Annotated in this window: 18 protein-coding genes; 8 read left to right on the forward strand and 10 right to left on the reverse strand. The window is 73.5% G+C overall.

All coding sequences use genetic code 11. From position 1 onward, the window contains the following. Positions 1–27 precede the first annotated feature (27 nt). The gene (locus tag ACSU6M_RS03265; protein WP_437066846.1) at positions 28–393 is read left to right on the forward strand and encodes a DUF6479 family protein; all 366 of its coding nucleotides are present in this window, start codon (positions 28–30) and stop codon (positions 391–393) included. Between the two features lie 15 nt (positions 394–408). Beyond that, a complete protein-coding gene (locus ACSU6M_RS03270) occupies positions 409–762 on the forward strand; it encodes a hypothetical protein (RefSeq protein ID WP_437066848.1) in 354 nt (117 codons plus the stop codon). Between the two features lie 64 nt (positions 763–826). On the opposite strand, the gene ACSU6M_RS03275 is transcribed toward ACSU6M_RS03270, so the two are convergent. From ACSU6M_RS03275 to ACSU6M_RS03290, 4 genes are all read right to left on the reverse strand, one after another. Continuing rightward, a complete protein-coding gene (locus ACSU6M_RS03275) occupies positions 827–3,196 on the reverse strand; it encodes a glycoside hydrolase family 65 protein (protein ID WP_437066850.1) in 2,370 nt (789 codons plus the stop codon). A gap of 76 nt (positions 3,197–3,272) precedes the next feature. After that, complete coding sequence (locus tag ACSU6M_RS03280) at positions 3,273–3,764, reverse strand: RpiB/LacA/LacB family sugar-phosphate isomerase (RefSeq protein WP_437066852.1); 492 nt, start codon at positions 3,762–3,764, stop codon at positions 3,273–3,275. A 29-nt stretch (positions 3,765–3,793) separates the two neighbouring features. Next, on the reverse strand, positions 3,794–5,116 hold the full coding sequence (locus ACSU6M_RS03285; protein WP_437066853.1) for a TerD family protein: 1,323 nt from the start codon (positions 5,114–5,116) through the stop codon (positions 3,794–3,796). Between the two features lie 38 nt (positions 5,117–5,154). Continuing rightward, positions 5,155–6,147 carry an ATP-grasp domain-containing protein gene (locus ACSU6M_RS03290; RefSeq protein WP_437066855.1) on the reverse strand — a complete coding sequence of 331 codons (993 nt, stop codon included), beginning with the start codon at positions 6,145–6,147 and terminating at the stop codon, positions 5,155–5,157. A gap of 538 nt (positions 6,148–6,685) precedes the next feature. Between ACSU6M_RS03290 and ACSU6M_RS03295 the strand changes: the two genes are divergently transcribed. Further along, a complete protein-coding gene (locus ACSU6M_RS03295) occupies positions 6,686–7,573 on the forward strand; it encodes an NUDIX hydrolase (protein ID WP_437066857.1) in 888 nt (295 codons plus the stop codon). A 73-nt stretch (positions 7,574–7,646) separates the two neighbouring features. On the opposite strand, the gene ACSU6M_RS03300 is transcribed toward ACSU6M_RS03295, so the two are convergent. Then, entirely contained in the window at positions 7,647–8,915 is a 1,269-nt protein-coding gene (locus ACSU6M_RS03300) for an MFS transporter (protein WP_437066859.1), read from the reverse strand. A 338-nt stretch (positions 8,916–9,253) separates the two neighbouring features. Here ACSU6M_RS03300 and dhaK point away from each other — a divergent pair, with 338 nt between their 5' ends. Genes dhaK through dhaM form a run of 3 tightly spaced genes read left to right on the forward strand, consistent with a single transcriptional unit; the run spans position 9,254 to position 11,295 of the window. After that, positions 9,254–10,246 carry a dihydroxyacetone kinase subunit DhaK gene (dhaK, locus tag ACSU6M_RS03305; RefSeq protein ID WP_437066861.1) on the forward strand — a complete coding sequence of 331 codons (993 nt, stop codon included), beginning with the start codon at positions 9,254–9,256 and terminating at the stop codon, positions 10,244–10,246. A gap of 37 nt (positions 10,247–10,283) precedes the next feature. Then, entirely contained in the window at positions 10,284–10,883 is a 600-nt protein-coding gene (gene dhaL / locus ACSU6M_RS03310; protein WP_437066863.1) for a dihydroxyacetone kinase subunit DhaL, read from the forward strand. Between the two features lies 1 nt (position 10,884). Then, complete coding sequence (gene dhaM / locus ACSU6M_RS03315) at positions 10,885–11,295, forward strand: dihydroxyacetone kinase phosphoryl donor subunit DhaM (protein WP_437074992.1); 411 nt, start codon at positions 10,885–10,887, stop codon at positions 11,293–11,295. On the opposite strand, the gene ACSU6M_RS03320 is transcribed toward dhaM, so the two are convergent. Then, a complete protein-coding gene (locus tag ACSU6M_RS03320) occupies positions 11,280–12,065 on the reverse strand; it encodes a glycoside hydrolase family 75 protein (protein WP_437066865.1) in 786 nt (261 codons plus the stop codon). The genes dhaM and ACSU6M_RS03320 overlap by 16 nt on opposite strands. 356 nt (positions 12,066–12,421) lie before the next feature. Here ACSU6M_RS03320 and ACSU6M_RS03325 point away from each other — a divergent pair, with 356 nt between their 5' ends. Both ACSU6M_RS03325 and ACSU6M_RS03330 read left to right on the forward strand, forming a co-directional pair. Beyond that, a complete protein-coding gene (locus tag ACSU6M_RS03325) occupies positions 12,422–13,393 on the forward strand; it encodes a fibronectin type III domain-containing protein (RefSeq protein WP_437066867.1) in 972 nt (323 codons plus the stop codon). 372 nt (positions 13,394–13,765) lie between these two features. After that, positions 13,766–14,305: a hypothetical protein gene (locus ACSU6M_RS03330; protein WP_437066869.1), complete on the forward strand. Its 540-nt coding sequence runs from the start codon at positions 13,766–13,768 to the stop codon at positions 14,303–14,305. 28 nt (positions 14,306–14,333) lie between these two features. Here ACSU6M_RS03330 and ACSU6M_RS03335 read toward each other — a convergent pair whose 3' ends face one another. The 4 genes from ACSU6M_RS03335 to ACSU6M_RS03350 all read right to left on the reverse strand — a co-directional run bounded on the left by ACSU6M_RS03335 (position 14,334) and on the right by ACSU6M_RS03350 (position 18,454). Next, complete coding sequence (locus ACSU6M_RS03335) at positions 14,334–14,879, reverse strand: PadR family transcriptional regulator (RefSeq protein WP_437066871.1); 546 nt, start codon at positions 14,877–14,879, stop codon at positions 14,334–14,336. Positions 14,880–14,902: 23 nt separating this feature from the next. Beyond that, a complete protein-coding gene (locus ACSU6M_RS03340) occupies positions 14,903–16,918 on the reverse strand; it encodes an FAD-dependent oxidoreductase (protein ID WP_437066873.1) in 2,016 nt (671 codons plus the stop codon). 98 nt (positions 16,919–17,016) lie between these two features. Continuing rightward, a complete protein-coding gene (locus tag ACSU6M_RS03345) occupies positions 17,017–17,385 on the reverse strand; it encodes a hypothetical protein (protein WP_437066875.1) in 369 nt (122 codons plus the stop codon). Between the two features lie 163 nt (positions 17,386–17,548). Then, a complete protein-coding gene (locus ACSU6M_RS03350) occupies positions 17,549–18,454 on the reverse strand; it encodes a hypothetical protein (protein WP_437066877.1) in 906 nt (301 codons plus the stop codon). Positions 18,455–18,542 lie beyond the last annotated feature (88 nt).

Here is an 18,542-nt window from a genome sequence, read left to right on the forward strand (position 1 = left end):
TGTCCGATACGCGGGTATTCGCCAGGTATGAGTACCGCAACGATGCAGCTAGCCGAGCAGAGCGGCCTCCTGAGTCTGGGACTCTTCCTGGCCGCCGCGGGCGTGCTGGTCCTCCTGGCCGGCAGCTTCTGGTTCGGCGCACGCATTCGGAACCGAGAGCTGCCCCGGCCCACGCCGGACGAGCAGCCCAAGATGCCGCCGGGCGGTCCGGTGCACGAGGTCCGCGAGAACCGCGAACCCGACGAGGTGCCCCGGATCCCCAAAGACGGCCGCCCGCTCACACCGTACGAGCTGACCAATATGCAGACCCGCCCCAGCGCGAAGAAGGAACGCCCGCGGTGGAGCCGCGGTTCCAGCGGCTCGTTCGGCGGGGGCGGCCTCGGCGCCCACTGAGAGGATGTGAGATCCATGGCCGAGTCCGGCCGCAGCTCCCTGCCGCTGCCCGACTACGACCATCTGCCGATCGGCGGCCTGGAGAGCCGGGTGCGGTCCCTGAACGCCGACGAGGTGGAGGTGCTCATCGCCTACGAGCACGAGCACGCCGACCGCCTCCCGGTGAACGAACTGCTCTCCGCCCGGCTGGACCAGCTGCGCTCCGGCGCGGAGCCGACCTCCGGCGATCCGTCGGCGCTGCGTCCCGAACAGGGCACGCGCCGCGCGGGTTCGCCCGTGTCGCCCGCGACCCAGGCTCAGCCTTTCGGTCCGCCGCCGCACGGCACACCCGACCAGCGGGGCAAGCCGAAGGGAGACCGCAGCGCCTGACCGCAGCACGCGAGGTACCGTCCCCGACCGGCGCCCGGCCGCCCGGTCTCCGTCCCGCAGGGGGTCAGTCGGGCAGCGGCAGCTGCACCGTCTCCCCCGGCTCGACGCGGACCGCCCGGCCGGGCAGTCGTACGTCGATGGGGTCCGCGTCGGAGGGCGGGACCGTGATCTCCAGCCGGCCGTGGCGCAGCCGCAGCCGGACGCCCCAGTGGCCGTGGAACCGCAGCGAGAAGTGGTAGGAGGACAGCTCCGGCAGCGGTACGGGGTCCAGGCACAGGGCGCCGTCGCGGGTCTCCAGGCCGGTCAGTCCGCGCTGGACCAGGTCGAGGGTGCCGGCCATGGCGCCGAGGTGGATGCCCTCGCCGGTGGTGCCGCCCTGCACGTCGGCGATGTCGCCGCGCAGCGCCTCCTGGACGAACTCCCATGCCTCCGCCCGCCGGTCGCGGGCCAGCACCCAGCCGTGCACCAGTCCGCTCAGCGTGGAGCCGTGGCTGGTGCGGTGCAGATAGTGGTCGACGGTGCGCCGCCAGATGTCGTCGTCGAGATGGACGCCCAGCCGGGCGAACAGGCTCTTCAGGCCGGCCGGCTGGAAGAGGTAGCCCAGCATCAGCACGTCGGCCTGCTTCGAGGCCCGGTAGCGGTTGACGGTGTCGCCCTCGGCCTCCAGGATCCGGTCCAGTCGCCGGATGTCGCCGTAGCGGGCCCGGTAGCCGGCCCAGTCGAGCTCGGCGAGGTCGCCGTAGCCGTGGAACTGGCTGATGACCCCCTCGTGGAACGGCACGTACAGGGTCCGTGAGACCTCCTCCCACTCCTCCAGCTCGCCCTCGTCCAGACCGGTGCGCTCGCCCAGTTCGCGGCGGCGCGGCTCGGGGAGGTTGCGCAGCACCTCCAGGGTGCGGGCGAGCACCCAGGCGGCGGTGACGTTCGTGTACGCGTTGTCGTCGAGGCCGGGTTCGGTGGCGCCGGGATAGGCGTCGTGGTACTCGTCGGGGCCCATGACGCCCTTGATGCGGTGCCGGCCGAGGTCGGCGTCCCAGGTGGCCGCGTCCGCCCAGAACCGGGCGATCTGGAGCAGCATCTCGGCGCCCTTGGTGTGCAGGAACTCGGCGTCGCCGCTGGCCTCGCAGTACCTGAGCACGTTGTAGGCGATGGCCGAGCCGACGTGGTACTGCAGGTGCGAGCGGTCCGGCAGCCAGCGGCCGGAGCGCGGGTTGAGATGCAGCTGCTGGGTCTCCTCGCGGCCGTCGCTGCCGCTCTGCCAGGGGTACATCGCGCCCCGGCGGCCGGCGGCACGGGCCGCGGTGCATGCCTGCTCCAGACGGCGGTGGCGGTAGCGCAGCAGGGCACGGGCCGTCTCCGGGAAGTGCAGGTCCAGGTACGGCAGCACGAACAGCTCGTCCCAGAAGACGTGCCCCCGGTACGCCTCCCCGTGCAGTCCGCGGGCCGGCACGCCGACGTCCAGGTCGGCGGTGTGCGGGGACAGCGTCTGCAGGACGTGGAACAGGTGCAGGCGCAGGATGCGACCGGCCTCGCCCGGCACCTCCAGGTCGGCCCGGCGCCACAGCTGGGCCCAGGCCGTGCGGTGCGAGGTGAGCAGCGCGTCGAAGCCGGGGGCGCGCTCGACCCGGGCGGCCGCCGCGAACAGCGGGTCGCTGATCGCCGGGTCGCGCGAGGTGTGCAGGGCGACGATCTTGTCGACGGTGACGGTGCGGCCGGGGGCCAGGTCCAGGCGGGTGCACTGCACGGTACGGGGCCGGGTGTGCCGTACCGCGACGGGTGCCTCGCAGTCCAGGCGGCAGGCCATGCCGATCCGGATGTCGGAGGTGCGGGTGCGGCAGCGCAGCCAGACCGTGTCGGTGTCGGCGCTGCCGGTGTGCACATGGGTGAGGTGGTGGCCGTCCAGATCGCGGTAGCGGGGCACTCCGGCGTTGGTCACCCCGCCGTCCAGGGCCGCCTCGACCTCCAGCTCCCCGGTGTGGCCCTCGGCGGTGAACTCGGTGCGCAGGGCGGCCAGATGCGGGTCGGCCATGTGCACCAGGCGCAGCTGCCGCACCGCCAGGGTGCCGCCGCCGGGCAGCGCGTAGCGGGTGTGGCGCTCCAGCACGCCCGAGGTGAGCTGGAGGATCAGGGTGTGCTCCAGGACCTCGGCGGTGTCCGGCGTCAGCCAGGCGCCGCCGTGCGGGCGGAAGCGCAGCGGCAGCCAGTTGGGGACGTTGACCATGTCCTCGTTCTCGACGCCGCGGCCCGCCACCTGGGAGATCAGCCGGTTGTAGCAGCCGGCCACATAGGTGCCCGGGTAGTGCACGTCGTCGGCCACACACTCGGGCAGGGCTCCGCGCGTGGCGAAGTAGCCGTTGCCGAGCGTGCACAACGACTCCCTCAGCCGTTCCTCGGTGGGCTCGTAGCCCTTGTACTCCCAGGTCCAGTCCGTCACCGCGCCTCCTCACCGGCGGCTTGCGTACGGTCGTGACCCCCCGGGCCTCCGTGCCCCTCCGTGCCCTCCGTGCCCTTCAGTGCCTGTCGCTGACCTTGGCGGCCCCCGTTCGGGCGGGTGCCGTGCGGTCCGCGTCCATGCGGGCGACGCGGGCCACGTTCTCCCGGTCCTCGGCGTCCTCGCTGGGCGCCGAGGCGAACCAGGCGTCCAGGATCTCCGTCAGCAACGGCTCCGAGGTCAGGCGCAGACTGAGCGCCAGCACATTGGCGTCGTTCCAGCGCCGGGCGCCCTGTGCGGTGCCGGCGTCGGTGCACAGCGCGGCGCGCACGCCGGGTACCTTGTTCGCCGCTATCGACGCCCCCGTGCCGGTCCAGCAGCACACCACCGCCTGGTGGGCGGTGCCGTCGGCGACCTCGCGGGCGGCCGCGGCGGAGCACACCGCCCACTGCGGGTCGTCGCCGGGGCGCAGCGCCCCGTGCGCGCTGACCTCGTGGCCGCGCTCGCGCAGTTCCGCGACGAGCCGCCGGGCGACGGGTTCGTCCATGTCGGAGGAGACGGAGATCCGCATGCTTCGGAGCGTACCCGTGCGCGGGCGGGTCAGCGCCGCTTGAACTCCACCGGACCGGCGTTCATCTCGATGGTGCCGTCGGTGTGCAGCACCGGGCGGCGCTCGGTCATCCGGGCGCTGTATGCCTCGATGTGCCGGATCGCGGCGCCCTCGGGGTCGGTGAAGTCGACCAGGGCGATGGCCACCCAGTAGCGGGTCTTGGTGTTCTCGTACAGCGGCACGGTGACCGTGGAGCCCCGGCCGTCGGTGACGACGACCTTGGCACCGAAGCTGCGGAAGGAGCCGAAGCCGTTGCTGACCGCCGAGTACGCGCACAGCAGGACGTAGCCCTGCTGGTCCGGGCGGACGATCCGCACGGTCTCCTTGCCGGGGACGCGGGCGTCGCCGTCGAGGTGGATGTACGGCGCCTTCTCCAGCGACCCGAGCTGCTTGTAGTAGACGACGTCCTGGCCCTTGCCGCCCTTGGCCCTGGGGCCCGACTTGACGAGGGTGCCGGGCTCCTTGGCGCCGCGCCGGGCCGTGTCGCCGGGCACGAACAGGGCGTACAGGTCGAGGTCGGCGCCCCGGCGGCGGCGGTCGTCGCTGCCGCCGTCCCACTCCAGGGTGGCGGTGACGACGAGTTCCTGGTCCTTCTTGTCGAGGCTGAGGGAGACCTGCCCGCCCTTGTCGAGGCTGACCTTGCCGAGCGGGGGCTTGCGCAGGCTCATGGGGGCGGGGGCAGCCGGGGCGGGGACGGGGGCCGCCGGGGTGGCGGGAGCGGGCGGCTGCTGGGGCTCGGGCCGGTCGGGCGCTACGGGCTGCGCGGCCGCCGGTGCCGTGTCCTCCTCCTCGGCCACGTCGATGCCGAAGTCGGTGGCCAGGCCGGCCAGGCCGTCGGCGTACCCCTGGCCGATGGCGCGCAGCTTCCAGCCGGTGCCGCGGCGGTAGAGCTCCAGCAGCAGCACGGCCCGCTCCCCGTCCACCAGCGGCGGCGGCCGGAAGTCGACGGTCTCGGCGCCGTCCTGGCGGGCGCGCACGAGGACGTCACGGACGCCGCGGAAGGTGCGGCCGGCGTCGTCGGGGTCGCAGCTGCCGACGAGCACGACCCGGTCGACGTCCGCGGGCAGGGCGCCGGGTTCCATCTCGACCCGTTCGGGCCCGTCGGCGTCGGCGGGCCGGTGGCGGACGGCGCCGGACTCGGCCTCGGGCTGGTTGTAGAAGACCAGGTCGTCGTCGGAGCGGACCTTGCCGTCCGTGCCGACCAGCAGCGCGCTGAGGTCGACCTGGTCGCCCTCGGCGTGCAGCTCCGCCGTGATGAGCCCCTCGCCCACCGCCGTGTTGCCGCCCTTGGCGAGCTCCGCCACCTCGACCACCCCCCACAACGTCTCCCCTGCGGTCTCAGGTCACCTTGTCACATCCGTTCGGTGTTCAGCGACGCGTCGCACAGGCGTTCCCGCGGGGTGGGAGTGCCGCGTCGGGCGTACGCGTCGAGGTGGGCGCGGACGTACGGGACGGCGACGGTGTGCAGTTCGCCGTCGACGAAGGCGGGCTGCACGTTCACCTCGAACACCACCCCGCCGTTCTCGACGGCCAGGTCCACCCCGGCGAAGGGCAGCCCCACCGACGCGGTCGCGGCGACGGCCAGTTCGGTCAGGCGCGGCGGCAGGTCGGGCGGGGCGATGTGCAGGGGGACGGCGCCCTGGCAGGTGTTGCAGGGGGTGTCGGGCGCGGACTGGACGTGCTCGCGGGCGTGGATGACGCGACCGCCCAGGACGAAGACGCGGAACTGGTGGCGGGCTCCGGTGGCGGTGAAGTTCCCCGCGTCGCGCGACAGCAGCCAGTCGGTGCCCTGGCGGGCGTAGTAGCCGGCGGCGTCCAGCAGCGCGTCGGGGCCGGTGACATGGAAGGTGTCGTTGCCGCCGGTGCCGACGACGGGCCGCGCCCAGGCGTCGCCGCCGAGCTTGTCCAGGGCGGCCAGCGCCTCCTCGGGGCCGGGCGCGGACAGCAGGAGGGTCTCCATGTGGGCGATGCCGTCGCGCCGGAAGCGTTCGACGGTCAGGTTCTTCTCGGTCGCCGCCCGCCAGGCGTCGGGGCGGCCGGCGAGGGTGACCGTTGCGTGCCGGTCCAGCAGGAGCTGGAGCGGGGCGAGGGCGCTCCTGCGGTGCGGCGGGATCTCGTAGAGGACGACGATGTCCGGCACCAGGTCCAGTCCCTGTGCGGGGACGACCAGCCGTAACCGGTCCCCGTCCGGCTCGGCGCGGCCTGAGCCGCCGATGGCGAGGTGGCGGGAGTCGACCCGCACCGGCGGGGCGCCGGTGAGCACGTCCACGGCCTGCGCGAGGACGTCCGCACAGCCTTCGGGGGACGTGGGGTCGGAGATCAGGGCGATGCACGGTCGGGACACAGCGGCCTCCAGCGGTCCTCGACACGCCGGGCGCGCGCACGGGCGGGCGCGGACCGGACGGTCTCACGGGTGGTGCCTGACACGCGGGCGGTCATCGGCACGCCGGGTACGCGGTGACCGTGGGTCCGCGACGGCCGCTGACCGAAGAGGTGGGCCACGCCCTGGCGCCGGTGCCCAGGGCCGTGGGGAGCCAACACTGTAGGCCCCGGCCCCCACCCGTGGCAGGGCGCACGCGCCCGGACGTTCTGCTCCCGCCTCTGCGCCGTCCGCCCCACCCGTGCGCCCGCGACTTCTCGGCCACCCGGCGTCCGCGACCGGCCGACGGGCCCGGCGGCACACCACGCCTGACGCCGGTGACCGGCCGCCGCCGTACGGGCCCGCGTCAGGCGTCCGCAGCCGGCCCCGTACTGCGGCGCACGACCAGCTCCACCGGAACCACGGGGTGGACCGGCCTGCACCGGACGGCCTCAGGGCACCATGGGTCATCGCCCGGTCTCGCCAACGCCTGGACGGAGAAGCCGCTTTGACCCCACCTCATGTGCGTACGACCACGGCCGCGCTGCTGGTCGACGACGCCGGCCGCTATCTGCTGCACCTGCGCGACGCCAACAAGAACATCGCGGAGGCCGGGCGGTGGTCCCTGCCCGGCGGTCATCCGGAGCCGGGCGAGAGCCTGGACGCGACGATCGCGCGGGAGCTGGAGGAGGAGGCCGGACTGCGGGTGCCGGACCTGACCCCGTACGCCGTGGTGGAGGCGACCGACGGGGACGAGACGCTCGCCCGCGTCCAGGTGTACTCGGGCACATGGCGGGGCGACCCGGCCACGCTCCCCCTCACCGAGGGGATCATGCTGCGCTGGACGGACGCGGCTCAGCTGCCCTGGCTGACGATGGACCCCAGGACCACGGCCGTCATCGAGCACCACCGCACGGGCCGGGGTCGCACCGGCGGCACCCTGCCCGTCGTCAGGGTCCGCGTCCCCGGCACACGGACGGTCCCGAACGTCATCGGCGTCCACCTGTATCTGGAACGGGAGGGCCGCGTGCTGCTGGGGCTGCGGCACCCGGAGTCGGCGTACGCCCCGTCGTACCACCACTTCCTGGCCGGTCACTGCGAGCGGGAGTCCGCCGTCGCCTGTCTGATCCGGGAGGCGAAGGAGGAGGCCGGGCTGGTCGTGGACGCGGCGGACGTGGAGTTCGTGCACGCCGTCCACCTCGTGGATGCGCCGGGGGCGCAGCCGCGGCTGCAACTGGTGTTCCGGGCACGCAGGTGGGTGGGCGAGCCCGAGGTGAGGGAACCGGACAAGTGCGCCGGCTGGGGCTGGTGGCCGCTCGACGCGCTGCCGGAGCCGATCGTCGGGTACACGCGTGCCGCGATCGAGGGGATACGGCAAGGGAGCCTGTACACGGAGATGGGCTGGACCTGACTCCGCGTCGGCCGCCGCCGCGGCGGAGCCGGACCGCCGCCGTCCGCGTCATCGCGTACCGGCGGGCCGGCCGTCACCGACCTCGGCCGGCGGACTTCTCCATCCCGGTGGTCACCCGTGCCCCGCGGAGGAGCACCGGGAGCCACAGGAGGCACGCCAGCAGGGGGACCGCGGCGTAGGCGGCCATGCCCACGCCGGAACCCAGCCCGTCCATGAGCGCGCCGAGGAGGAGATAGCCGGTCCCGATGAGCGCCGACTCCACGAAGGCGATCATCGACAGCAGGCTCGCCCGGTGGCGCGACGGCACCGCCTCGTTGAACACGTTGTCCACGATCACGGCGGTGATCTCGGGAATGCCGACCAGGACCAGGAACGCGGCGACGGTGACCTGGACGAGGCCGAGACCGCTCAGGCCGAGCGCCGCGGCGAGCGCCAGAAGTGACACCGGGACGACGACCCGGTACCCGAGGCGCCGGTCCGCGCGGTCCGCCAGCAAGGGGGTGAGCCCGCCGACGAGGAATCCCGCCGATATGACCACGCCGACCCACGCGGTGCCCGCTCCCTGATCGGAGAGGGTCTTCTGCGTGAAGATGATGTACGGCGTCAACGTGGCATGCATCAGACCGGACACCACGACCAGCGTCACGAGCGCCGGCGTGGCGACCCGGAGCATCGCCCGCCAGGCCGTGGCGTCGCCGTGCCCCTCCTCGGCTCCGTCCCGCTCGTCCACCGCGTCCGCGCCGCGGATCTCGGGCACCCGTGCCATCAGCACCACCACGGCCAGGGCGAGGCACGCCGCCGAACCGGCGTAGACGGCTCCCCAGCCGATCTGCTGCAGTTGGCCGCCGAGGACGATGGCGGTGCCCGAGGTGACCGTCCCGAGCATGGTGAACCGGGACCTGATCCTGACGTAGCCGGCCGTCGCCCCACGCCGCACGAGCAGGTCGTACAGCAGGGCGGTGTCCGAGCCGGACACGCATGCCATGCCCACGCCCTGTCCGATGAACAGCGCCACGAACACCCAGTAGTCGCTGGACACCGCCTGACCGAGCAGACAGGCGGCCGTGAGCACCTGGCCGATCGCGATGCCGGCCCGCCTGCCGATCCGGTCGGCGACGATTCCCGTCGGCACCTCCGCGAGTCCGCTCACCAGATACAGCAGTGTCTGCAGCAGGGCCACCTGCCCGGCGGAGAAGCCTCGCTCGTAGAGGAAGAGGACGAACACGCCGCGCTGGAACAGCGCGTTGGCGAGCACGGCGTAGACGAAGAACGGGCGCGCGACAGGTCGTGCCGCATCGCCGACCGCAGCGGCCCCGGCCACGGCCTGCGTGGTTCCGGTCATGCCGCGGGCCCCCTGGTGGTTCCGGTGATCATCGGTGCTCGCCCCCCGCCGCCGACCGGAACCTCCGGTCCGTACGTCGCGCAGGATACGGGGCCGCCGGCGGGGTGCTCCCGGCGACGGGTCCGCGAGCGCGGCTTGCGAGCCCTGCTCCCCGGCGTGGACGCGGCGACCCGCCGCGCGTGACCTTCGCTGCCGCAAGGCCGATACTGCCGAAGGTAAGGGTTCCGGCCAGGGCGGCACCGAGCACCGGGCAGGTGGGTGACGCCGTGTCCCGGCAGTCCGCGACCGGTACGACAGCAGGTCCTCAGCCCACCCGCCGTTCTCACTGGGAGGTCCCCATGAAGATGTTGATCAACGTCCCGGAAACCGTCGTCGCCGACGCGTTGCGCGGGGTCGCCGCCGCGCATCCCGAGTTGATCGTGGATGTGGAGAACCGGGTGATCGTGCGGAGGGACGCGCCGGTGGAGGGGAAGGTGGGGCTGGTGTCCGGGGGCGGGTCGGGGCACGAGCCGTTGCACGGGGGGTTCGTGGGGCCGGGGATGCTGTCGGCGGCGTGTCCGGGAGAGGTGTTCACCTCGCCGGTGCCGGATCAGATGGTGCGGGCGGCGGCGGCCGTGGACAGCGGTGCGGGCGTGCTGTTCATCGTGAAGAACTACACCGGTGACGTGCTCAACTTCGACATGGCGGCCGAACTCGCCGAGGACGAGGGCATCCAGGTCGCCAAGGTGCTCGTGGACGACGACGTGGCGGTCACCGACAGCCTGTACACGGCCGGGCGGCGCGGCACGGGGGCGACGCTGTTCGTGGAGAAGATCGCGGGCGCGGCGGCGCAGGAGGGGCAGCCGCTGGAGCGGGTGGAGGCGATCGCCCGGCAGGTGAACGAGAGCTCCCGCAGCTTCGGGGTGGCGCTCAGCGCGTGCACCACGCCCGCCAAGGGCAGTCCCACCTTCGATCTGCCGCCGGGCGAGCTGGAGTTGGGCATCGGTATCCACGGCGAGCCCGGCCGGGAGCGGCGGCCGATGATGACCTCCGGGGAGATCGCCGACTTCGCGGTGCACGCCGTGCTGGAGGATCTCCGGCCCCGCAATCCGGTGCTGGTGCTGGTCAACGGCATGGGCGCGACCCCGCTGCTGGAGCTGTACGGGTTCAACGCCGAGGTGCAGCGGGTGCTCGGCGAGCGGGGCGTCGCCGTGGCCCGCACACTGGTCGGCAACTACGTCACCTCCCTGGACATGGCCGGCGCCTCGGTGACGCTGTGCCAGGTGGACGAGGAGCTGCTGCGGCTGTGGGACGCGCCGGTCAGCACGCCCGCCCTGCGCTGGGGCATGTGAGACAGCGGTCAACGCACCTACCAGGCAAGGAGATCCAGTGCTCGACGCCGACTTCTTCCGCCGTTGGATGACGGCGACGGCCACGTCCGTCGACCGGGAGGCGGAGCGGCTCACCGCCCTCGACTCCCCCATCGGTGACGCCGACCACGGCAGTAATCTGCAGCGCGGCTTCCGGGCCGTGGCCGCCGCCCTCGACAAGGAGGCGCCCGGCACTCCGGGGGCGGTGCTGATCCTCGCCGGACGCCAGCTCATCTCCACCGTCGGCGGGGCCTCGGGCCCGCTGTACGGCACGCTGCTGCGGCGCACCGGCAAGGCGCTCGGGGACGCCCCGGAGGTGGGCGAGAAGGAGTTCGCCGACGCCCTGCGCGCGGGCGTGGACGCGGTGATGCAGCTCGGCGGTGCCGCGCCGGGCGACAAGACGATGATCGACGCGCTGGTCCCGGCCGTGGAGGCGCTCGGCGAGTCCTTCGCGGCGGCCCGCACGGCCGCGGAGCGGGGCGCCGAGGCGACGACCCCGTTGCAGGCCCGCAAGGGGCGTGCGAGCTATCTCGGTGAGCGCAGCATCGGTCACCAGGACCCGGGGGCGACCTCGGCGGCCCTGCTGATCGCCGGGCTGGTGGAGGCCGCGGGTGAGTGATGTGAGCAAGGAGAAGCCGGTCGGGATCGTGCTGGTGTCGCACAGCGCGCAGGTGGCCGCGTCGGTGGCCGAGCTGGCACGCGGGCTGGCGGGCGGCGGCGCCCAGGTGCCCCTCGCCCCGGCGGGCGGCACCGAGGACGGCGGGCTCGGTACGAGCGCCGTGCTGATCGCCGCCGCGGCCGCCTCGGTGGACCGGGGCGCGGGGGTCGCCGTGCTCACCGACCTCGGCAGTGCCGTCCTCACCGTCAAGGCGCTGCTCGCCGAGGGCGACGAACTCCCCGAGGGCACCCGCCTGGTGGACGCGCCGTTCGTCGAGGGCGCCGTCGCCGCGGTGGTCACGGCCGCCACCGGGGCGGACCTGGACGCGGTCGCCGCGGCGGCCGCCGAGGCGTACGACTACCGCAAGGTCTGAGCGCTCGCGGGAGCGGGGGCCTGCTTCGGCCCCCGTTCCCCCGCCCCCGCACCGCGGTCCGGCTCCGCCCGCACGAACTGCCGCGCCAGCCGCTCCCCCATCTCCTCGGCGGCGTCGCGGCTCTCGATGGGTGTCGCGCGGGAGTCCTTGAAGACGATGTAGGTGACGCCCGAGGGCGTCCCCCCGCCGTGCGGGTCGGGGTCGATGCCGAGCGCCCGGGCGGTGGCGTACGACGCCTCGCCGATGATGTCCCGCGGACCGGCGTCGCCGACGACGGCGTACTGGACGCGGCCGCGGTGGACGACGGCCGCCACGGCGCCGCCGCGCACCCCGTGGTCGCGGTGGTCCCAGATGCGGCTGGGGACGGGCACGACGATGTAGGGCAGTTTCTCGGCGTTCAGCGGGCGCCCGTCGGACTGCGGGTAGGCGGTGCCGGCGGAGAAGTAGGGGTCGGTACGGCTGTTGCAGCGGCGGGTGGGCTGTCCGTCGCAGTCGATGTCCATGTCGGCCTTCCAGAAGACGGCGTCCCTGGTGCCGCACACGGGGATGGTGGGGGGTGTGCCGCTGTCGGTGCGGTAGCGGCCGCGCGAGACCGGGGCGCACTCGCGCACCTTGGCCAGCAGGTCGGCGGCGCGCACGGGGGCGTCGGCGCGTACCGGCGGGGGTCCGGGCAGGCCCAGGGGCGTGGTGGCGGTTGCTGCGGTGGGCTGCGTCGTCGGGGCGAGCAGAGCGGCGCTCGCCGCGACCAGCGACAGCGACTGGGCACGCACGATAGGGGTCCCTCTCCTGGGCGATCTGACGGACACTCAGCCCAATCTGATGCCGTTCCGGCCGGGCGGCCATTCCGAGGGGGCCGGACGGGGTGCGGGGCGTGCCGGGAGGGAGACCCGGGGCCCGCAGCCTGCCTTCGGCTGCGGGCCCCGGCCGCCGGCGCGGGGATCAGCGACGACAGCGGTCCGCGCCACAGGCATGAACTTCCCGTCCTGCGAGGAGAGTTCAGCCGCGAAGAGGTTCAGCATACGTAACCGGGGCGGGTGCTCATCAACACCCCCCTTGATGTGATCGCGTCAGTCACGCCATATTGGTCCGTACCATTGCTGCCGTGCCGCCCCTGGGAGACAGAGCCGTGCGACGCGCCCCCGTTCCCGCCGCGCTGGTCTGCGGCACGCTCCTGCTGCTGAGCGCCTGCGCCCGGAGCACCGGCGCGGAGCGCCCGCCCGGCGTGCCGACGGGGGTGACGGCCGAGGCCGGCAGCGCCACCAGCGTGCATGTGATGTGGAACCGCGTGACCGGTGATCCCCCGGTCACCGCCTACTGGGTGTACCGCGGTCGCGCGAAGGTCGCGGAGGTGCCCGGCGACCGGCACATGGTGGACGTCCCGCGGCTGCGGCCCGGCACCTCGTACGTCTTCACGGTGCGCGCCCGTGACGCCGACGGGCGGCTCGGCCCCGCCAGCCGGAGCGTGCGGGCCTCGACCCCGGCCGCCGTGGCCGCCGACGCCTCCCCTCCCTCCCGGCCGGGCACTCTGCGCGGCAAGCCGGTCGGCAGCCGCGCGGCGCAGTTGTCCTGGGGTGCGGCGCGGGACGACCGGGAGGTGGTGTCGTACGACGTCTACCAGGGTGACACCAAGATCCACAGTGTGGGCGGGCAGCAGACCGCCACCGTGGTGACCGGGCTGCGGCCCGGCACCCGCTACCGCTTCACCGTGCGGGCGCGCGACGCGGCGGACAACCTCTCGCCCGCCAGCGCCGCCGTCCGGCTCACCACCGCGCCCGGCGCCGACCAGGGCGCGGCGACGGCCCCGGCCGGTTTCCGCGCCTCCACGCACCGCGCGGACGGGGCGTACCACATCGACCTGAGCTGGGTGCCGCCGCGCACCGACGGGGTGGTCACCGAGTACGAGGTCCACCTGGACGGACGCCCCGCCACCTCCCTCGTCTTCGGCGGGAACCCCCCGCGGGACCGGGCCTCGTACAGCTTCTACGTGGGCCGCGAGCCGGGCGTCGAGCACCGGGTGCGGCTACGGGCCCGGCTGCCCGACGGCACCTGGGGCGCACTGTCGGAGGAGCGGACGGTGACGACCGGGGCGGACGGCTGAGGCGGCGTCGGCGGGGACCGCCTGGGCGGGCGGCTGAGGTGACGCCGACGGGGACCGCCTGAGCCGACGGCTGAGGTGACGCCGACGGGGACCGCCTGAGCCGACGGCTGAGGCGACGCCGACGGGGACCGCCTGAGCCGACGGCTGAGGCGGCGTCGGCGGGGACCGACTGGGCGGGCGGCTGAGGTGACGTCGACGGGGACCGCCTCGTCCCGGTTGTCGGCCGGACGGGTTAATCCGTCACCTGCCCGGGGGCGGCCGGAGTGCGGGGCGGGGCGGGTGCGCGTTGGCTGCCCCTGAGGCAGCACGGGCGTTCCCCTATTCGGCGGCGCAAGGGATGTACCGCCAACCGTGCCGCCGGAGGACACTCCCATGCCGATCTCCACACCCCTGCTCCGCGGCCTGACCGCGGCAGCCGCCGCCGCGCTGCCGCTGACCCTCGCCGCCCCCTCCGAGGCCCAGACAGGCATCTCCGTGAGCACCAGCGGCTCCACGGTGTCGGTCACGACCAGCGCCTGTTCCCAGCAGATCAACGGCAGCTGGGGCAACGCCTCGCTGCTCAGCAGCGGCCAGGCGAACTTCGCCCAGGGCCGGCAGGTGGCCCTCTCCGGCTCCAGCGCCCTGCAGTCGGCCGCCTGGGCCAACGTCGGACCGGGCACCTACACGGTCGTCGTGGTGTGCGCCAACGGCTCCACCGCGGGCACCCAGTCGGTGATCGTCTCCGTCCCCTCCACGCCGACCATCTCGGCCACCGCCACCCCCTCGCCGTCGCGCGGCGTGATGGGCGGTCTGGGCGGCGGCACCAAGGACTACGGCACGCTCACCCTGGTCGGCGGCGGCACGCTGGTGGCCGTCGGGGCGGGGGCCACGGTGTGGTTCCTGCGGCGGCGCTCCAAGCCGTACCGCCTCTGAACGGGTTCCGTACCGCCGCTGAGCGCGCTCACTCGGCCTCGGGCAACCGCGCGAACTCCTCCAGGGCGTGGGTGAGCCACTGCGTCCAGAAGGTCTCCAGCTCGATGCCGGCCCGCAGCACCAGGTGCTGGAGCCGGTCCTGGGCACTGTCCTTGCCGGGCGGGAAGTCGCGCTTCTCGATCTCCTCGTACTCGGCCAACTGCCGCCGGTGCAGATCGAGATGGCGGCGCAGGTCGTCCTCGACGCCCTCGGTGCCCACCACGGCCGCGGCCCGCAGCCTGAGCAGCAGCGGGTCGCGCAGCGCCCTGGGCTCCTGGGCGGTGGCCGTCCAGCGGGCCAACTCGGCGCGACCCGCGGGCAGGACCTCGTAGCTCCTCTTCTGCCCGCGGGCCGGCTGCTCGCTCGGCAGGGCCCGGATGTACCCCTCCGCCTCCAGTTTCCCCAGCTCGCGATAGATCTGCTGATGCGTCGCCGACCAGAAGTAGCCGATCGACCTGTCGAACCGGCGGGTCAGCTCCAGCCCGGAGGACGGCTTTTCCAGCAGGGCGGTGAGGATCGCGTGCGGGAGAGACATGGGGGTCATCCTAGGGACGGCCGCTACAGGGCGGCCGCGACCTCGGTGCCCTGCTTGATCGCGCGCTTGGCGTCCAGCTCCGCCGCCACGTCGGCGCCGCCCACGAGATGGACGCTGCGGCCGGCGGCGACCAGCTCCTCGTAGAGGTCGCGGCGCGGCTCCTGGCCGGTGCACAGCACGACGGTGTCGACCTCCAGGACCATGCTCTCCTCGCCGACCGTGATGTGCAGTCCGGCGTCGTCGATCCGGTCGTAGCGCACTCCGGGGACCATGATGACGCCGCGGTGCTTGAGTTCGGCGCGGTGGATCCAGCCGGTGGTCTTGCCGAGTCCGGCGCCGACCTTGGTGGTCTTGCGCTGGAGCAGGTGCACCTGGCGCGGCGGGGCGGGCCGCTCGGGGGCGGCGAGTCCGCCGGGCGCCCGGTAGTCCATGTCGACGCCCCAGTGGCGGAAGTACGTCTCGGGGTCCTCGCTCGCCTTGTCGCCGCCGTCGGTGAGGAACTCGGCGACGTCGAAGCCGATGCCGCCGGCGCCGAGGACGGCGACGCGCTCGCCGACGGGGACGCGGTCGCGCAGGACGTCGAGGTAGCCGACGACCTTCGGGTGGTCGACGCCGGGGATGTCGGGGGCGCGGGGGGTGACGCCGGTGGCGACGACGACCTCGTCGTACTCCGCCAGGTCGTCCGCCCCGACGGGGGTGTCGAGCCGTACGTCCACGCCCTCCTCGGTCAGGCGGTGACCGAAGTAGCGCAGGGTCTCGTCGAACTCCTGCTTGCCGGGGACCTGGCGGGCCACGTTGAGCTGGCCGCCGATCTCGCTCGCGGCGTCGAACAGGGTGACCTGGTGGCCGCGTTCGGCGGCGGTGACCGCACAGGCGAGGCCGGCCGGACCGGCGCCGACGACGGCGACCTTCTTGCGCAGCCGGGTCGGGGAGAGCACCAGCTCGGTCTCGTGGCAGGCGCGCGGGTTGACCAGACAGGAGGTGATCTTGCCGCTGAAGGTGTGGTCCAGGCATGCCTGGTTGCAGCCGATGCAGGTGTTGATGGCCTCGGAGCGGCCCTCGGCGGCCTTCTTCACGAACTCGGCGTCGGCGAGCATCGGGCGGGCCATGGACACCATGTCCGCGGTGCCGTCGGCGAGCAACTGCTCGGCGAGCTCGGGGGTGTTGATGCGGTTGGTGGTGACCAGGGGCACCGACACCTCGCCCATCAGGCGCTTGGTGACCCAGGTGTAGGCGCCGCGCGGCACGGAGGTGGCGATGGTGGGGATGCGGGCCTCGTGCCAGCCGATGCCGGTGTTGATGATCGTGGCGCCGGCCGCCTCCACCGCCTTGGCGAGGGTGATCACCTCGTCGAGGGTGGAGCCGCCGGGGACCAGGTCCAGCATCGACAGGCGGTAGATCAGGATGAAGTGCTCGCCGACCGCCTCGCGCACGCGCCGCACGATCTCCACCGGGAAGCGCATCCGGTTCTCGTACGAGCCGCCCCAGCGGTCGGTGCGGTGGTTGGTCTGCGCCGCGATGAACTCGTTGATGAGGTAGCCCTCGGAGCCCATGATCTCCACGCCGTCGTAGCCGGCCCGCTGGGCGAGGCGGGCGGCGCGGACGTAGTCGTCGATGGTCCGCTCGACCTCGGCGTCGGTGAGCTCGCGCGGCGGGAAGGGGCTGATCGGCGCCTGGACGGGACTGGGGGCGACCAGGTCCTCGTGGTAGGCGTACCGGCCGAAGTGCAGGATCTGCATCGCGATGCGGCCGCCCTCGCGGTGCACGGCGTCCGTGATGACCCGGTGCTCCTCGGCCTCGGCCTCGGTGGTGAGCTTGGCGCCGCCGCCCCAGGGCCGCCCCTCCTCGTTCGGGGCGATGCCACCGGTGACGATGAGACCGACCCCGCCGCGGGCGCGCTCGGCGTAGAACGCGGCCATCCGCTCGAAGCCGTTCTCGGCCTCCTCCAGGCCGACGTGCATCGAGCCCATCAGAACGCGGTTGGGCAGCGTGGTGAAGCCCAGGTCGAGCGGGCTCAGCAGGTGGGGATAACGGCTCATCGGGCCCTCCGTGCGCGGTGTCGTCCTCGTAGTTGTAGAGGACCGCGCACGGATTATGCAACTAGTTGCAGAAGGGCTCCGGGGTCATGTGTCCGACGTCACCGGCTCTCCAGGAGGACATGCAGTTCGCGCTCCTGGTCGCCGGAGGCGGTGGACAGGTCGCGCACGGTGAACAGGGGGTCGAGGGTCTTGCGGAGCCGGTCGATCGCCCAGTAGCCGCCCTGGGCGTCGACCTCGACGCTGGACGACAGCCGGGCCGGCGGCGGACAGCTGTGCGCCTCGGTGACCTCGAAGGTGCCGAGCCACACCATGGGCCGGGTCTCGTGCAGCTGCTGGGGGACGTCGTCGCTGCCGCGGTCGGATGCGAAGCAGGTGCTCAGCGCGTCGAAGACGATACGGGCGTCCTCCTTGCTGCATCCGCTGATCTCTACGGAGACGGATTCCTCGTGGGGTCGCTCTCGGGCCATCGGGGTCGCTCCTCTCGTGGCGCTCTATCCCAGAAAAGCATCACTTCGCCCCCTGGGCACCCATGGGAGGGTTCGATCGCGTCCGGGGTGATCCAGGTGGGTCGGCGGGTGCGGATGCGTCGTGGTTACTCGCGCAGTTCCCCGCACCCCCGAGGGCATGCCCCTAGCCGCGGGTGAATCTGTATGTCTTGCTGTCGGTGAGCACACAGAAGCCCGGTGACAGGACGATCACCCGGAGGGTGCCGGTGCGGCGGTCGTAGTCGATGCCCTCCGTCTCGAAGGAGCCGGAGCAGCCGCTGCGCAGGGGGAGCTGCCGCAGGGCCGTGACATGGCCGGTGACGTCCGCCGATCCGCCGGGCCTGGCCGAGAGGTCGATCTGCAGGAGCGGCTTGGTCATGCCGAAGAGCGCGCCCTCGGGGTCGTCGGAGGAGCACAGCAGCGTCGTGGGGCCGGAGAAGTCGCAGCCCTGGACGTCCCGTACGGCGTGGTCGAGGTGGACGGTGGTCGCCTGGGGGAGGTTCGCCGAGGGGGAGGTGGCCGGGTTGACGCCGGGCGTCGGGAAGACCAGCAGGCGCGTCATCGTGCCCCACTCCCCCGCCAGCATCCACTGCCCGTCCGGGGAGACGGCCACCCAGGAGTTGTTCGACGCCTCTCCGGGGCTCAGCGCGTGCACATACTCCGACCAGGCCCCGCCGGGCGCCTGCACCCGGAACATCTTCGCCCCGCCGGAGTCCCGCTGGTAGGGCTCGATGTAGTGGCCGTCGTAGGCGGCGTCGGGGTCGCCGACATGGTTCCAGCCGCGGCTGGAGACGCTCATCGGGATGGTGCCGATGCCCGTGTAGCGGTTCGGGCTGCCGGCCGGGACCTCGACGGACGTCAGACCCTGGCTCTCGGTGAGCGGACGGGCCCGGTCGGAGCCGACCTCGGTCCAGGTGTCGGCGGCCGCGGCGGGCGGCGCGGCGGCGGTGACGGCGGCCGCGGCGGGCGGCCCGGCGGCGGTGACGGCGGCCGTCAGCGCGGCGAGTGCGGTCAGAGCGGCGTGGCGGCGTTTCCGGGCGGGCAGGCGCATGGCGTCGGCTCCTCGGTAGGGGGTGGCGCCGGTCGGCGGACAGTCTGGCCGAGCCGGATGGTCATGTACAGACCAAGCGCCGGGCGGC

Origin of the sequence: Streptomyces sp. enrichment culture, from assembly GCF_964272895.1 — a bacterium.
GTDB lineage: Bacteria > Actinomycetota > Actinomycetes > Streptomycetales > Streptomycetaceae > Streptomyces.

Excerpts from the sequence above, each read along its gene's own strand:
- ACSU6M_RS03265 (WP_437066846.1), top strand. The coding sequence starts at position 28 with ATGAGTACCGCAACGATGCAGCTAGCCGAGCAGAGCGGCCTCCTGAGT.
- ACSU6M_RS03270 (WP_437066848.1), top strand. The coding sequence starts at position 409 with ATGGCCGAGTCCGGCCGCAGCTCCCTGCCGCTGCCCGACTACGACCAT.
- ACSU6M_RS03280 (WP_437066852.1), bottom strand. The coding sequence starts at position 3,764 with ATGCGGATCTCCGTCTCCTCCGACATGGACGAACCCGTCGCCCGGCGG.
- ACSU6M_RS03300 (WP_437066859.1), bottom strand. The coding sequence starts at position 8,915 with ATGACCGGAACCACGCAGGCCGTGGCCGGGGCCGCTGCGGTCGGCGAT.
- dhaK (WP_437066861.1), top strand. The coding sequence starts at position 9,254 with ATGAAGATGTTGATCAACGTCCCGGAAACCGTCGTCGCCGACGCGTTG.
- ACSU6M_RS03330 (WP_437066869.1), top strand. The coding sequence starts at position 13,766 with ATGCCGATCTCCACACCCCTGCTCCGCGGCCTGACCGCGGCAGCCGCC.
- ACSU6M_RS03335 (WP_437066871.1), bottom strand. The coding sequence starts at position 14,879 with ATGTCTCTCCCGCACGCGATCCTCACCGCCCTGCTGGAAAAGCCGTCC.
- ACSU6M_RS03340 (WP_437066873.1), bottom strand. The coding sequence starts at position 16,918 with ATGAGCCGTTATCCCCACCTGCTGAGCCCGCTCGACCTGGGCTTCACC.
- ACSU6M_RS03345 (WP_437066875.1), bottom strand. The coding sequence starts at position 17,385 with ATGGCCCGAGAGCGACCCCACGAGGAATCCGTCTCCGTAGAGATCAGC.
- ACSU6M_RS03350 (WP_437066877.1), bottom strand. The coding sequence starts at position 18,454 with ATGCGCCTGCCCGCCCGGAAACGCCGCCACGCCGCTCTGACCGCACTC.